Annotated in this window: 11 protein-coding genes; 8 read left to right on the top strand and 3 right to left on the bottom strand. The window is 71.6% G+C overall.

From position 1 onward, the window contains the following. Positions 1-119: 119 nt before the first annotated feature. From EHS43_RS46535 to cimA, 5 genes are all read left to right on the top strand, one after another. The gene (locus EHS43_RS46535) at positions 120-278 is read left to right on the top strand and encodes a hypothetical protein (RefSeq protein WP_185806326.1); all 159 of its coding nucleotides are present in this window, start codon (positions 120-122) and stop codon (positions 276-278) included. Then, complete coding sequence (locus EHS43_RS20295) at positions 275-1,984, top strand: urease subunit alpha (RefSeq protein WP_125192190.1); 1,710 nt, start codon at positions 275-277, stop codon at positions 1,982-1,984. The genes EHS43_RS46535 and EHS43_RS20295 overlap by 4 nt, the downstream gene beginning before the upstream one ends. A gap of 17 nt (positions 1,985-2,001) precedes the next feature. Further along, positions 2,002-3,027 (top strand): agmatine/peptidylarginine deiminase, encoded by a 1,026-nt coding sequence (locus EHS43_RS20290; RefSeq protein WP_125192189.1) that lies wholly within the window; start codon positions 2,002-2,004, stop codon positions 3,025-3,027. Positions 3,028-3,110: 83 nt separating this feature from the next. Next, positions 3,111-3,713, top strand: coding sequence for a TetR/AcrR family transcriptional regulator (locus EHS43_RS20285; RefSeq protein ID WP_125192188.1), 603 nt, complete (start codon positions 3,111-3,113; stop codon positions 3,711-3,713). Positions 3,714-4,113: 400 nt separating this feature from the next. Next, the gene (gene cimA / locus EHS43_RS20280) at positions 4,114-5,718 is read left to right on the top strand and encodes a citramalate synthase (protein WP_125192187.1); all 1,605 of its coding nucleotides are present in this window, start codon (positions 4,114-4,116) and stop codon (positions 5,716-5,718) included. On the opposite strand, the gene EHS43_RS20275 is transcribed toward cimA, so the two are convergent. Genes EHS43_RS20275 through EHS43_RS20265 form a run of 3 tightly spaced genes read right to left on the bottom strand, consistent with a single transcriptional unit; the run spans position 5,679 to position 9,534 of the window. After that, entirely contained in the window at positions 5,679-8,534 is a 2,856-nt protein-coding gene (locus EHS43_RS20275) for a hypothetical protein (protein ID WP_125192186.1), read from the bottom strand. The two genes, cimA and EHS43_RS20275, sit on opposite strands and share 40 nt — an antisense overlap. Positions 8,535-8,542: 8 nt before the next feature. Further along, on the bottom strand, positions 8,543-8,731 hold the full coding sequence (locus EHS43_RS20270; RefSeq protein ID WP_125192185.1) for a DUF397 domain-containing protein: 189 nt from the start codon (positions 8,729-8,731) through the stop codon (positions 8,543-8,545). Then, the gene (locus EHS43_RS20265; protein ID WP_125192184.1) at positions 8,728-9,534 is read right to left on the bottom strand and encodes a helix-turn-helix transcriptional regulator; all 807 of its coding nucleotides are present in this window, start codon (positions 9,532-9,534) and stop codon (positions 8,728-8,730) included. The genes EHS43_RS20270 and EHS43_RS20265 overlap by 4 nt, the downstream gene beginning before the upstream one ends. A gap of 112 nt (positions 9,535-9,646) precedes the next feature. On the opposite strand from EHS43_RS20265, the gene EHS43_RS20260 reads away from it, so the two are divergent. The 3 genes from EHS43_RS20260 (at position 9,647) to EHS43_RS20250 (ending at position 14,572) form a co-directional block, all read left to right on the top strand. Further along, complete coding sequence (locus tag EHS43_RS20260) at positions 9,647-10,063, top strand: ATP-binding protein (RefSeq protein WP_125192183.1); 417 nt, start codon at positions 9,647-9,649, stop codon at positions 10,061-10,063. 115 nt (positions 10,064-10,178) lie between these two features. Then, a complete protein-coding gene (locus EHS43_RS20255; RefSeq protein WP_125192182.1) occupies positions 10,179-13,190 on the top strand; it encodes a glycoside hydrolase family 3 N-terminal domain-containing protein in 3,012 nt (1,003 codons plus the stop codon). Positions 13,191-13,240: 50 nt separating this feature from the next. After that, the gene (locus EHS43_RS20250) at positions 13,241-14,572 is read left to right on the top strand and encodes a hypothetical protein (RefSeq protein ID WP_125192181.1); all 1,332 of its coding nucleotides are present in this window, start codon (positions 13,241-13,243) and stop codon (positions 14,570-14,572) included. The last annotated feature ends 33 nt before the right edge of the window (positions 14,573-14,605 follow it).

The raw sequence follows: 14,605 nt of genomic DNA, 5'->3' as shown, positions 1-14,605 counted from the left end.
CTGTGGGCCTGTCCGGGGCGGCTCGGCGGGGAGGGGGCTCGATGGGGTGTTCCGTGTCGGTCGGCCGTGGTCGTGGGGGCGTCGGCCTGTCCGGGACGGCTTGGTCGGAAAGGTGTCCGGTGAGACGGACCGCGTCCAGCGGCATTGTTCGTGAGGGCGTCGGCCTCGGCGGGGCGGCCGGCGGGTCCCCGGACACGCCCGGGTCCCGCGGCGAGGTGTTGCTCTCCGTTGATCGGGGCGCGGTCGAGGTCGAGGTCGACGAGGAGGCCGTGCGATGAGCCGTCCGTCCGGGCATCCCGCTGAGGCTCGCCGTCTCACGCCCCACGAGTACGCCGCCACCCACGGCCCCCGTGCCGGCGATCGTGTGCGGCTCGGTGACTCGGGGCTGGTGATCCGGGTCGAGGAGGACTCGCAGCGGCACGGTGACGAGTTCCTCGCGGGGTTCGGCAAGACCGCGCGGGACGGGCTGCACCTCAAGGCCGCCGCCGTGCGGGAGACCTGTGACGTCGTCGTCAGCAACGTGGTCGTGATCGACGCCGTGCTCGGCATCCGGAAGGTCTCGATCGGCATCCGTGAGGGGCGGATCTGCTCGATCGGGCGGGCCGGGAACCCCGACACCCTCGACGGGGTCGACGTCGTCGTCGGCACCGGTACCTCCATCGTGTCCGGCGAGGGGCTCATCGCCACCGCCGGGGCCGTCGACACCCACGTCCATCTGCTGTCGCCGCGGATCATGGAGGCCTCGCTGGCGTCCGGGGTCACCACGGTCATCGGCCAGGAGTTCGGGCCGGTGTGGGGCGTCGGCGTCAACTCGCCCTGGGCGCTGGGGCACGCGTTCGGCGCCTTCGACGCCTGGCCGGTCAACATCGGCTTCCTGGGCCGGGGTTCGTCGTCCGCGCCGGCCCCGCTGGTCGAGGCACTGGCAGAGGGCGGGGCGAGCGGCTTCAAGGTCCACGAGGACATGGGCGCCCACACCCGCGCGCTGGACACCGCGCTCCGGGTCGCCGAGGAGCACGACGTCCAAGTCGCCCTGCACAGCGACGGCTTGAACGAGTGCCTGTCCGTCGAGGACACCCTGAGCGTGCTGGACGGCCGCACGATCCACGCCTTCCACATCGAGGGCTGCGGGGGCGGACACGTCCCGAACGTGCTGAAGATGGCCGGAGTCCCGAACGTCATCGGCTCCTCCACCAATCCCACCCTGCCCTTCGGCCGGGACGCCGTCGCCGAGCACTACGGCATGATCGTCTCCGTCCACGACCTCAAGACCGACCTGCCCGGCGACGCCGCCATGGCCCGCGACCGCATCCGCGCCGGGACCATGGGAGCCGAGGACGTGCTGCACGACCTGGGCGCCATCGGCATCACCTCCTCGGACGCGCAGGGCATGGGACGGGCCGGGGAGACGGTCCGCCGTACCTTCGCGATGGCCGGGAAGATGAAGGCCGAGTTCGGGGCGCCCGAGGAGCACGACAACGCGCGCGTGCTGCGCTACATCGCCAAGCTGACCATCAACCCGGCCATCGCGCACGGCCTCTCGCACGAGGTCGGCTCGATCGAGGTCGGCAAGCTCGCCGACCTCGTGCTGTGGCGGCCGGAGTACTTCGGCGCCAAGCCGCAGCTCGTCCTGAAGTCCGGGTTCCCGGCCTACGGCGTGGTCGGCGACCCCGGTGCGGCCACCGACACCTGCGAACCCCTCGTCCTGGGACCGCAGTTCGGGGCGCACGGCGCCACCCCCGCCGAGATCTCCGTCGCCTTCGTCGCCCGGGCCGCCCTCGACCAGGGCGGCGACCGGCTGCCGACCCGCAGGAGAAGGGTCGCCGTGCACGGCACCCGCGGCATCGGCCCGGCCGACCTGCGCCTCAACTCCCGTACCGGAGCGGTGGACGTGGACCGGCACACCGGCCTGGTGACGCTGGACGGAGAGCCGCTCACCTCCGCCCCGGCCGACTCGGTCTCCCTCAACCGTCTGTACTTCCTCTAGGACTCACAGGACCCCTGATGACCTACCGCATGCCGCCCGAGTGGGCCCCGCACGAACGCACCTGGATGGCCTGGCCCGGCCCCAACCCGACCTTCACCGACGACGAGGAACTGGCCGCGGCCCGCGCCGCCTGGGCGTCCGTGGCCCACGCGGTGCGCCGCTCCGAGCCGGTGACGATGGTGCACGGCCCCGGCCACGCCGAGTCCGCGCGCGAACTGCTCGGTCCGGGCATCGAGTTGGTGGAGCGCGAGCTGGACGACGCGTGGATGAGGGACATCGGGCCGACCTTCGTCCACGACGAGCAAGGGCGACTGGCCGCCGTCGACTGGGTGTTCAACGGCTGGGGCGGCCAGGACTGGGCCCGCTGGGAGCACGACGCGAAGATCGCCCGCCAGGTCGCCGACCTCGCCGGGGTACCGGTGCTGAGCAGCCCGCTGGTCAACGAGGGCGGCGCGATCCACGTCGACGGCGAGGGGACCGTACTGCTCACCGACACCGTCCAGCTCGGTGCCGGCCGCAACCCCGGCTGGACCCGGGAGCAGGTCGAGGCGGAGATCCACGCCAGGCTCGGCACCACCCGGGCCATCTGGCTCCCGCGTGGCCTGACCGGCGACTACGGCACGTACGGCACCCAGGGACACGTCGACATCGTCGCCGCCTTCGCCCGCCCCGGCGTGGTCGTGGCACACGTCCAGCCGGACCCGGCGCACCCCGACCACGAGGTGACCAAGGAGGTCGTGGGCCTGCTGAGTTCGGCGACCGACGCGCGCGGCCGGCGCCTGGAGGTCGTCGAGGTGCCCGCGCCCACCGTCCTGGAGGCCGACGGCCACTGGGTCGACCACTCCTACATCAACCACTACCTCTGCAACGGCCAAGTCGTGCTCTGCGGCTTCGACGACCCGCGCGACGAGCTCGCCGCGGGCGTCTTCCGGCGGCTGTTCCCCGACCGCACGGTCACGCTGGTGGACGCGCGGACGATCTTCGCGGGCGGTGGCGGCATCCACTGCATCACCCAGCAGCAGCCGCGGACGCCGGTCGGGTAGAACGTACGGGTGAACGTGCTGACCTGTGCCGCCCGCGGAAGCCGGCCGACCGAGCCGCCCGGCGCCGTGCGCGTGGACGCCGTATGAGTGCCCCGCGCCGCACCCCCGCCCCGCCGCGCGAGCGGATCCTCGCCGCGGCCATGGAGATGATCGCGGAACGTGGCCTGGAGAAGCTGACCATGGCCGCCCTCGGCCGCGAGCTCGGCATGAGCAGCGGGCACCTCCTGTACTACTTCCGCTCCAAGGACGAACTGCTGCTCCAGACCCTGGAGTGGAGCGAGGGGCGGCTCGGCGCCGAGCGCGCCCGGCTGCTCACCCGCACGGCGACCGCCCGTGCCCGGCTCGACGCGTACGTCGACCTGTACGTCCCCGACGGCCACCGCGACCCGCACTGGACGCTGTGGCTGGAGGTCTGGAACCGCTCGCAGAACGCCGACGACGAGGCCCGCGAACGCCAGGCCGCGATCGAGGGCGCCTGGCACCGCGACCTGGTCGCCCTGCTCGCGGAGGGGGTCTCGCGGGGGGAGTTCCGGACCGTGGACCCGGACCGCTTCGCGACCCGGCTGCGGGCCCTGCTCGACGGTTTCTCCATCCATGTGGCGATCGGGCTGCGCGGCACGGACCGGGGGACCGTTCTCGGCCACGTACGGGAGTTCCTCGACGACGGCCTCCTCGCGGACGCGTGACCTTCCGCCCGGGTCGTCCCGGGTCGTCGGCGACAAGGCCCCGTCCATCGACCACTCCGGCCGGTACATCGCCTTCGGGCACCGCGATGATCACCGCAGTGCTCGCATCCTGAGACGGAGGGTGAGCACGGGGGCGGTCTGTGCCAGAATTCCCCCGTGCTCTCGTTCGCCATGATTATTGGCAGCAGGCGCGCCGGTCCGCAGTGACCGCCACGTACGACCAGGTACGGGTGGACACCGTCGTCCTCGACCCGCGCGCAGACCTCTCGCACCCGCGAGGGGTTTTTCGCTTTTTCTGGCCCACCCGCAGCCGGAGGCGAGAGCGCGAGGGAGTATGTGGGGGCGGTGGAGCCGGTCATTCCGGTACGACCGAGATCCAAACCTCAGGAGCCTTGAGACCATGACCGCAACCAGCGAGCTCGACGATCAGTTCCACGTCTTCGACACCACCCTGCGCGACGGCGCCCAGCGGGAGGGCATCAACCTCACCGTCGCGGACAAGCTCGCCATCGCACGGCACCTGGACGACTTCGGCGTGGGCTTCATCGAGGGCGGCTGGCCCGGCGCCAACCCGCGGGACACCGAGTTCTTCGCGCGCGCCCGTCAGGAGATCGAGTTCAGGCACGCCCAGCTCGTCGCCTTCGGCGCGACCCGCCGGGCGGGCGGGAAGGCCTCGGAGGACCCGCAGGTCAAGGCCCTCCTGGACTCCGGCGCCGAGGTGATCACCCTGGTCGCGAAGTCGCACGACCGGCACGTCGAGCTGGCGCTGAGGACCACCCTGGACGAGAACCTGGAGATGGTCCGCGACACGGTCTCCTTCCTGAAGGAGCAGGGCCGTCGCGTCTTCGTCGACTGCGAGCACTTCTTCGACGGCTACCGCGCGAACCCGGAGTACGCGAAGGCCGTCGTACGCACGGCCTCGGAGGCCGGCGCCTGTGTCGTCATCCTCTGCGACACCAACGGCGGCATGCTCCCGGCGCAGATCCAGGCGGTCGTCGCCACCGTCCTCGCCGACACCGGCGCCCGCCTCGGCATCCACGCCCAGGACGACACGGGCTGCGCGGTCGCCAACACCCTCGCCGCCGTGGACGCGGGCGCGACCCACGTGCAGTGCACGGCGAACGGCTACGGCGAGCGGGTCGGCAACGCCAACCTCTTCCCGGTCGTCGCCGCCCTGGAGCTCAAGTACGGCAAGAAGGTGCTGCCCGACGGCAAGCTGCGCGAGATGACGAGGATCTCGCACGCCATCGCCGAGGTCGTCAACCTCACCCCCTCCACCCACCAGCCCTACGTCGGCGTCTCGGCCTTCGCCCACAAGGCCGGGCTGCACGCCTCCGCGATCAAGGTCGACCCGGACCTCTACCAGCACATCGACCCCGAGCAGGTCGGCAACACCATGCGGATGCTGGTCTCCGACATGGCGGGCCGCGCCTCGATCGAGCTCAAGGGCAAGGAACTCGGCGTCGACCTCGGCGGTGACCGCGAGCTGGTCGCCCGGGTCGTCGAGCGGGTCAAGGAGCGCGAGCTCAAGGGCTACACCTACGAGGCGGCGGACGCCTCCTTCGAACTGCTCCTGCGCGCCGAGGTGCAGGGCAGGCCCCTGAAGTACTTCGGTGTCGAGTCCTGGCGGGCGATCGTCGAGGACCGCCCCGACGGCAGCCACGCCAACGAGGCCACGGTCAAGCTCTTCGCCAAGGGCGAGCGCATCGTCGCCACCGCGGAGGGCAACGGCCCGGTCAACGCCCTCGACCGCGCGCTGCGCGTGGCCCTGGAGAAGATCTACCCCCAGCTCGCCAAGCTCGACCTCGTCGACTACAAGGTCCGCATCCTCGAAGGCGTCCACGGCACCCAGTCCACCACCCGCGTCCTGATCTCCACCTCGGACGGCTCGGGCGAGTGGTCCACGGTGGGCGTCGCGGAGAACGTGATCGCGGCGTCGTGGCAGGCCCTGGAGGACGCGTACACCTACGGCCTGCTGCGGGCGGGCGTGGAGCCGGCGGAGTAGGTCCTGACCACTCCCCGCGCCACCGGGCGGATCACCCGGTGGCGCTCGCACTCAGGGCGGCGCGGCGGTGGTACGACCGCCGCCGCGTCCAGAGGTTCCGGTACGACCGGCGACAGCCCCCAGGCCCGCCGGATCCCGTCGATGACGTGCCGGGCTGTGTACGGCGACAGCGACAGCTCGTGGCGGGCCTCGGCGAGCAGGTCCGGGGCCCCGCCGGGCGAGCCCTCGGCCTGCTCCCGGCGCGGGTTGAAGTCGGGCAGCGCGAACACCTCAAGCAGGGTCAGGGAGAGACAGACGTAGGCGGCGGCCTCGTCCACCAGCCGACCCGCCGTCTCGCCCAGCCCGGCTGTGTCGGGCGCCGCCAGCCGCGCCAGCGCCCGCTTCAGTTCCTCCATCGGCTCCGCACAGGGACAGGCGGCCCGCAGATGCGCGCTGACGCTCCGGAACAGCCCCAGCACGTCGGGGTCGCCCGCCCGCCATGCCTGCTTGGCCAGCAGAGTTCTGAAGCCGGCCAGCGTCTCCGACAGCTCCTCCACGATCAACAGGGCCGCCACGTCCGGCAGTTCGGCCTGCCGGGTCGCCGACTTGATCTCGTGCAGGCGGCGCGCGTAACGGATCAGGTCCCGCGGCAGGCCCCCGGACAGGGCGTGCGCGAGCAGCACGTACGGCTCGCCGATGCCCGGCGCGCGCCGAGCGAGGATCCGGCCCGCCTCGGCCGCCCCGCACGGCCTCACGTGCAGGACGTCGTCCAGCGAGCTGTCCGTCACGTCCCGGTGCGGCAAACCCCGCCGCACGAACGCCGCACCCACGTCCTCCGCGACCGACACCAGGTAGTGCACGTGCGCCACCCCGAGGATCGCCTTGATCTCCCCCAGGAACGCCAGGGCCTGCACATCCGTGCCGAGCCGGTCCAGCTCGTCCACGGCGATCACGACCCGGTGCCCCCTGAGGCACTCGTCGACCGCGATCCGCGTCAGCAGTTCCCGGAACTCGCCCACGAGAGCGGGGTAGTTGGGAGGGACTGACGTCAGGGTGCTGGTGTGCGAGGAACCCAGGGTGAGCAACTGTGCGGCGGCACCGGAGGTCAGCGCGGCACTCGAACTCTGCACGGTCTGGAGCCGGTAGAGGTGATCACGGCACTCGACGACCAGGCGGGGGGCGGGTCGCAGGAACGACCAGGGCCCCCTGCCGAGCCTGTGCAGCAGCGCCCCGAGCAGGAACACCAGGACCCGCACCGAGTGATCGGGGTCGGTGAGCAGGGGCCGGGTGCCCTCGTCCACCGCGGCGAGGACCAGCGCCACCAGCGGGATCAGCTTGGCGGGCGGCCCGTAGAACCGGGCCCGGTCCACCCGCCACCACAGCACCCGGGTGAGGCGTCCGGCGTCGGTGTTGAGGTACTGGAAGCCGCACACCATCCACAGGAAGAACAGCGACACCGACCACCACGTGACCATGGCCGATGCCCGCTGCCGCAACTGGTCGTCCAGGTAGAGCGAGACGACCGGGCCGACCATCAATCCGATGGTGACCACGCGGAAGAGGGTGCGGGTGATTGCCCGCACCCAGTGGGAGAAGGCACTGGAGTCCCGCAGCACCCACAGCGCGATCCCGGCTACGGCGAGGCAGAGCGCCGCCTCGGGCTTCCGGCCCTCGAAGACGTCCCGGACGAAGCCTGTGAACGCCTCCCACAGCTCCTCGCCGTGCCGCTGAGCCCAGGGCCGGTGATTCGCCTCCAGGGTGCGTTCCGTGGCGTACAGACCGGCGACGACCAGGGCCGCGGCGGGCACGGCGAAGGCCAGCCGGCGCAGCACGCGGCCCAGGGGACGGGACAGCGCGCGGACGGCTCTGCGCGCGTAGGACAGCCGCACGAACTCGGGCGGGTCGTAGCCCGCCCGGCTCATGTAGGTCCGGCAGACCGTGACGAACAGCGAGGTCAGGAAGTCGTGCGGGGCGTAGGTGGCGGGGGCGTGCGCGAACACGGCGAAGTCGTCGGGGCGTACGCAGTTCTCCATGAGCGTCGTCTTGCCGACGCCGCGGGGCCCGCTCACGGCGATCACCCCGCCGTCCAACTGGTCCATCTTGCGGTTCAGTTCGGACGCGGAGCCGTTATGGACGAAGTAGTGCCCGCGGGGTGAGCGCAGCCCCTCATGGCTGCTGGTGACGAGCAGGGTGCCGCGGTCGTCGCCGAGCAGTTCCTCGACGACCCGGTCCACCGTGCGCGGCAGTTGTCCCCGCCGCAGGTCCCGGATCCAGAGAGCGGCGGTCAGTTGCTCCAGCAGCCAGAGGAAGAAGATGAGCGGGACCAGTGGGGCGGCCACGAAAGCCGCCTGCCACACGGACGGCGGGTCGGTGTCCGGCAGGCTGCGCAGTACCGCCCGCCGGGCCTGGACGAACGTCAGGACGGTGAGGACCGGCAGCAGGGCGAGCGGAGCGGCGAGCAGCTTGGAGGCTCCCCAGGAGGTGAGCAGCCCCAGAAGGAACAGGAAGGCGCAGCCGCCACCGCAGGCGAAGGTCGCGCAGTCGTCCGTCCCGCCGAGCGCGGAGAGCGTGGGCGACTGGGGAGTGGCCCAGCGATGGCTGTCGGTCAGCCGCCCCGCGCGCAGGTGCAGACGATGTGTGAACGTCCGGGCGGACGTGCCCACAACGTGCGGGACGACGGACTCCGCGCACATCGCCGCCACGACGGCGTCCTCGGTGACCGTGGGCCGCCGCTCCAGCAGTTCACGCAGCCGCTGGTCCTTCAGCCTGGCCCTGACGGCCCGTTCATAGGCGGCCCGCTCCCCACTGCCGCGCCACGCATACCCCCCGCTGGACATGCCCCGCTCTACTTGATCTCGTCCCGCCGCGCCAGCCCGAGAAAGGCGGCCCAAGTCTCGGGCGCCACCGTGAGGTTGGGGCCGGTGTTCTTGGAGTCGCGGATGTGCACGGCGGACGGCCGGGTGGCGACCTCGATGCAGTTGCCGCCTTCGCTGCTGCTGTAGCTGGACTTGATCCACTGAAGTGCGGTGCTCATCGTTCTCCTAGCAATCCGTGCACGAGGCGTACGCTCTCGCGCGGCGAGAGGGCCTGTGACCGCAGCATTCCATACTTCAGTTCATAGTCCCTGACCTCGTCGGGATCCTCAACGAGGAAGCTGGCACTCTGTACTTCCAGGTAGACCAGGCGCTCGTGCCCTGGCGTCACCAGCAGCACCATCGGTCCGCCGAGTCCAGCATGCGGGGTCACGGACGTAGGCATGATCTGAAAGCTCATGTGGATGGGCTCGGTGTACTCCAGGATCCGGCGGAACTGCTCCCGCATCACCTCCGGACCACCGACGGGCCGCTGGAGGATGCTCTCCTCCAGGACGAAGTGGCACACCGGAGGCCGCTCCCGTTGCAGGATCAACTGTCGTTCCATGCGGGCGTTGACCCATTGCTCGGCCGTCTCGGTGCCGATGGCCGGATACCGACAGTTGAAGACGGCGCGGCAGTAGTCCTGTGTCTGGAGCAGTCCAGGAATCGCAAGACTCTCGTACGACAGGAAGCTGACCGCCTCCTGCTCGTGATCCACCAACGACTGCGCGAACTGCACCACCTTCTCCCGCACCGGCATCCGCTCCACGAGCAGCGCCAACGCCCCCTTCGTGGCCAGCAGTTCGTCGAACTGTTCCGCCCGGTCCGGCTGGAGCGCCAGTCGCCCCTGTTCGATCGACCGCACGGTGTCGACATGAATGCTCGCCGTCTCGGCGAACTGTTCCTGCGTCAGCCGCGCCTGTTTCCGGAAGTGCGCCACGAGCGCACCGACCGCCTGCCACGAACCGACCTTCTTCGACATGGCCGTCCCCTTCCCCCGCGCGCACCCCAGGTCCTCGTAGTGAGCTCGTAGCGATCAGAACTACGACCTCACTCACTGCCCCACAGTAGTTACTCGCTGTGACAGTCGTCTCGTGAACTCACCAGCCCAACTCCTCCACTCGCGCACCGCCCTCTACCCCCGCGATCGCAGGTCAGTAGCCGTGGCCAGAGATCTCACGCGCGTCACCCTCACCGACTGGGGCGTGACCGAGCGGAGCGACGACGTCCTCCTCTGCGTCAGCGAACTCGCCACCAACGCCCTCCTCCACGGCGTTCCACCCCACCGCTGCTTCCGCCTCGACCTCGCCCTGCTCGTCGACGGAGTCCTCCGCGTGGAGGTCCACGACAGCGGCCCGGGGGAGATCCGCACCCCGGCCCCGGCACCGGAGTCGGAACACGGGCGCGGACTGCTGCTCGTGGCCGCGCTGGCCGACGACTGGGGCATGCGGGAACGGGACCCGGGCAAGGTCGTGTGGTGCGACTTCGCGATCAGGCCATCGGAGGACTGACGACGGCGCCGGGGCGGCCTGGCCGGACGCAACGTCTTGACGGATGTGCGCGCCCTCAGTTCACTCACGCCGTGAGGTAAGTCCTGTGTGACCCCTGAGAGTCGAGGGAAGGTCCATGCGAAGAACCGCCCTGCTCGTCTCCGCCGCCCTGCTCACCTCCCTGCTGCCTCTGGCCGTCGCCCGCGCGGCCGACGATCCGCCCCCGCTCCCCGTCGACCGCTTCGAGGGCGAGGTTCCCTTCGCGAACCCGCCCGCGGGCGGCCTCTTCACCTGGGGCAGTGACACCGACGACCCGCCAACTCTGCAGCTGAGCAGCCGAGATGACGCTCCCGAGGGCGACAAGGTCCTCTCCGGCACCTACGACATCAGCGGCTACGGCGGCTTCACGCACGACTTCGCCTTCGCCGAACCCGCCCACGACTGGTCCGCCCACAAGGGCATCCGCCTGTGGTGGGAAGGACAGGACAACGGCAGGAAGATCGCCCTCGAACTCAAGGACGGCGGCGCCAACGGCGAGGCCTCCGAGCTGTGGACGACCTCCTTCACCGACGACTTCGCCGGCTGGAAGCAGATCGAGATCCCCTTCACCGACTTCGTGTACCGCACCGACTACCAGCCCGTCGGCGGCATCGACCACGTCCTCGGACTCACGCAGATGTGGGGGTACGCCCTCACCCTCCCCGTCGGCGCACCGGGCCGGTTCGCCATGGACGGCGTCGAGTTGTACGGCCGGGCCGACCAGTCGCTGCGCGCCTCGGTGCTCACCGACTCCGCCGTGTACCCGGTCCACGAGGGCGGCACGGCCACCGTGAAGGTCACCGTCGCCACCACCGGCTCCGTGCCGATCGACGAGCCCGTGACCGTCGCCTACGAGACCGCCGGCGGCTCCGCCTCCCCCTCCGACTACACCTCCGTCAAGGGCGAGTTGACCTTCCCCGCGGGCACCGCCTCCGGCACCACCCGGACCGTCCGCGTCCACACGCTGAAGGACAAGGCGGCCGCCGAGACCGCCGAGACCGTACCGCTCAAGCTCACCGTGACCGGCGCCAAGGCCCCCGCAGAGACCCCGCAGATCGTCATCGACGCGCACGGGCTGCCGTATCTGAACAGCAGGCTTCCCGTGCGGAAGCGGGTGGCGGATCTCGTCGCCCGCATGTCCCTCGCCGAGAAGGCCGGCCAGATGACCCAGGCCGAGCGCGGGGCCGTCGGGACCGGGGCCGACATCGCGTCCGAGGACCTCGGCTCGCTGCTCTCCGGCGGCGGCTCGACACCCACGCCCAACACCCCCGAAGCCTGGGCGAAGATGATCGACTCCTTCCAGCTCCGGGCGCGGGCCACCAGGTTCCAGATCCCGCTCGTCTACGGCGTCGACGCCGTCCACGGCCACAACAACCTGGTCGGCGCCACGGTCATGCCGCACAACATCGGCATCGGCGCGACCCGCGACCCCCGGCTCGCCCAGCGGACCGGGGCCGTGACCGCCGCCGAGGTCCGCGCCACCGGCGTCCCCTGGGACTTCGCGCCCTGCCTGTGCGTCACCCGTGACGAACGCTGGGGCCGTTCCTACGAGTCCTTCGGCGAGGACCCGGCCCTCGTCGAGTCCATGGAGACGGTCATCCAGGGCCTCCAGGGCGCCCGTGACGGAAGCGATCTGAAGGACGACGACAAGGTCCTCGCCACCGCGAAGCACTTCGTCGGCGACGGCGGCACCGCGTACGGCTCCTCCACCACCGGCACCTACACCATCGACCAGGGCGTCACCACGGTCACCCGCAAGCAGCTGGAGGCGATCCACCTCGCCCCCTACCGGACGGCCGTGGACCGGGGCGTCGGCACCGTCATGCCGTCGTACTCCTCGCTCGACGTCGTCGGCGACGGTCTGGGCCCGGTGAAGATGCACGCCCGCGCCGACATGATCAACGGCGTCCTGAAGAACAGGCTCGGCTTCGACGGCTTCGTCATCAGCGACTGGAACGGCATCGACCAGATCCCCGGCGACTACGCCTCGGACGTCCGCACCTCCGTCAACGCCGGCGTCGACATGGTCATGGCCCCCTACGCCTACAAGGACTTGCACACCGCGCTCGTCGCAGAGGTGCGGGCCGGGCGCGTCAGCGAGAAGAGGATCGACGACGCCGTCTCCCGCATCCTCACCCAGAAGTTCCGCCTCGGGCTCTTCGAGAAGCCGTACGCCGACACGAGCGGCGCGTCGGGGATCGGCTCCGCCGGGCACCGGGCCGTGGCCCGCCAGGCCGCCGCCGAGTCGCAGGTGCTGCTCAAGAACTCCGGTGGCGTGCTGCCCCTGAGGAAGTCGCAGAAGGTGTACGTCGCCGGGTCGAACGCCGACGACATCGGCAACCAGAGCGGCGGCTGGACCGTCACCTGGCAGGGCTCCTCCGGGGACATCACTCCGGGCACGACGATCCTGGAGGCGATGCGGAAGAGTTCCGCCGGGCTGACGTACTCCAAGGACGCCTCCGCCCCGACCGCCGGGTACGACGTCGGTGTGGTCGTCGTCGGCGAGACGCCGTACGCCGAGGGCGTCGGAGACGTCGGCAACGGCCACGACCTGGAGCTGTCCGCCACCGACCGGGCCGCCGTCGACAAGGTGTGCGCGGCCATGAAGTGCGCGGTGCTGATCGTCTCCGGGCGGCCGCAGCTCGTCGGCGACCGGCTCGGCGACATCGACGCCCTGGTCGCCTCCTGGCTGCCGGGCACCGAGGGCGACGGCGTCGCGGACGTCCTGTACGGCAGGCGCCCCTTCACCGGCCGGCTGCCCGTCACCTGGCCGAGGTCCGAGGCCCAGCTGCCGATCAACGTGGGCGATCCGACGTACGACCCGCAGTTCCCGTACGGCTGGGGTCTGACCACCCTCACCGCGGTCCCGGAGGGCGGAGCGGCCACGCTCGCCGCGCTCACGGCCGCGGCCGGGGCGGCCGAGCGGGCCGGCGCCCGGGACCGGGGCCGCGCGCTCGTCGAAAAGGCCCGGCTGATCGTCCAGCAGAAGGCGGGCCTGCGCATGACGGCCGCCGTCGCCGCGCCCTTCGCCGACGCCGAACACCTCCTGCTGACCGGTCGCTACGGAGAGGCGGTGCGCAAGCTGACGCAGGCGTACCGGGCGGCCTGACGGGGCGGCCGGGGAGGTCTCTTCCGGGAGGCTTCGGGTAGCGTCGGAGTATGAAGGCCACCGCGCAGGCCGCAGTACGGACCCGAAGCCTTCCGGGGCTGCTGTTCGCCCTGGTGCTCACGGCCCTGGCCGCGCTGGCGGCGACCGCCCCGCCCGCGTCGGCCAGGGCGAGCACCCCGGCCGTCACGAGCGTCCCGGCGATCGGCCAGGCCCTGCGGAAGAGTCCGGTCTACGTCGATCCGGCCGCCGCGGCCCAGCTGTCCGCGAAGGACGCGGACGCCCTGGCGGAGCGGATCACCAAGGCGGACCGGCCGCTGTTCGTCGCCGTGCTGCCCGCCGACTACCCGAAGAAGGACCTGTTCACCAAGCTGCGCACGGCGACCGGCATCACCGGCGTCTACGCGGTCCGGCTCGGGGACGCCTTCGACGCCCGCGCCGACTCCTCGGTCCTGCCCAGGGCGGCCGTGCGGAACCTGGTGACCACCGTCGAGGGCGAGGACACCCGCGCCCAGCTGACCGACTTCACCGCCGCCGCGCTCACCAACATGGGCGGCTCGGCGCCGTCGACCTGGCGCTCCGCGGACGACGGCGGCGGGATGTCGGGCACGGCACTGATCACGGTCGGCGCGGTGCTCGTGGCCGCCGGAGCGGGCGCGTACACGCTGGTGCGGCGCAACCGGCGCCGGCACGCCGAGGAGCAGCGGGCCGCGCTGGAGAAGCTGCGGGTGGTGGTGGACGAGGACATCACGGCCTTCGGCGAGGAACTGGACCGGCTGGACTTCCACCCCGCCGAGGCGGGCGCCGACGACGCGATGCGGGCGGACTACGAGCGGGCGCTGGACGCGTACGAGCAGGCGAAGTCGTTCATGGCGGCGGCCGGCAGGCCCGAGGACGTGCGGGCCGTCACCCAGGCCCTGGAGGACGGCCGCTTCTCCCTGGCCCAGCTCGCCGCGCGCCGCGAGGGCCGGCCGCTTCCCGAGCGCCGGGTGCCCTGCTTCTTCGACCCCCGGCACGGCCCCTCCGTCACCGACGCCACCTGGACGCCGCCCGGCGGTTCCCCGCGCGAGGTCCCGGTCTGCGCGGCGGACGCGACCCGTCTGGCCGACGGCCGCGACCCGGTGACGCGCGAGGTCGACACCGACCAGGGCCGCCGCCCCTACTGGGACGCGGGCCCGGCCTACGGTCCCTGGGCGGGCGGCTACTTCGGCGGCGGCCTGCTGCCCGGCCTCCTGGTCGGCACGGTCCTCGGCAACATGATGGCCACGCCCGCCTACGCGGCCGACTACGGCTCCGGTTATGGCGACTTCGGCGCCGGTTACGAGGGCGGCGACCTGTCCGGCTCGGACTTCGACTCCGGGGACTTCGGCGGCGGCGGGTTCTGAGGTTCAGCCGCCGGGCGTGGTGCCGTCCAGGAC

It is taken from the genome of Streptomyces sp. RP5T (assembly GCF_003933965.1).
In the GTDB taxonomy this organism is placed as follows: Bacteria; Actinomycetota; Actinomycetes; order Streptomycetales; family Streptomycetaceae; genus Streptomyces.
The sequence above is the reverse complement of the archived record's forward strand: the minus strand, read 5'-3'. Positions and strand labels throughout refer to the sequence as shown.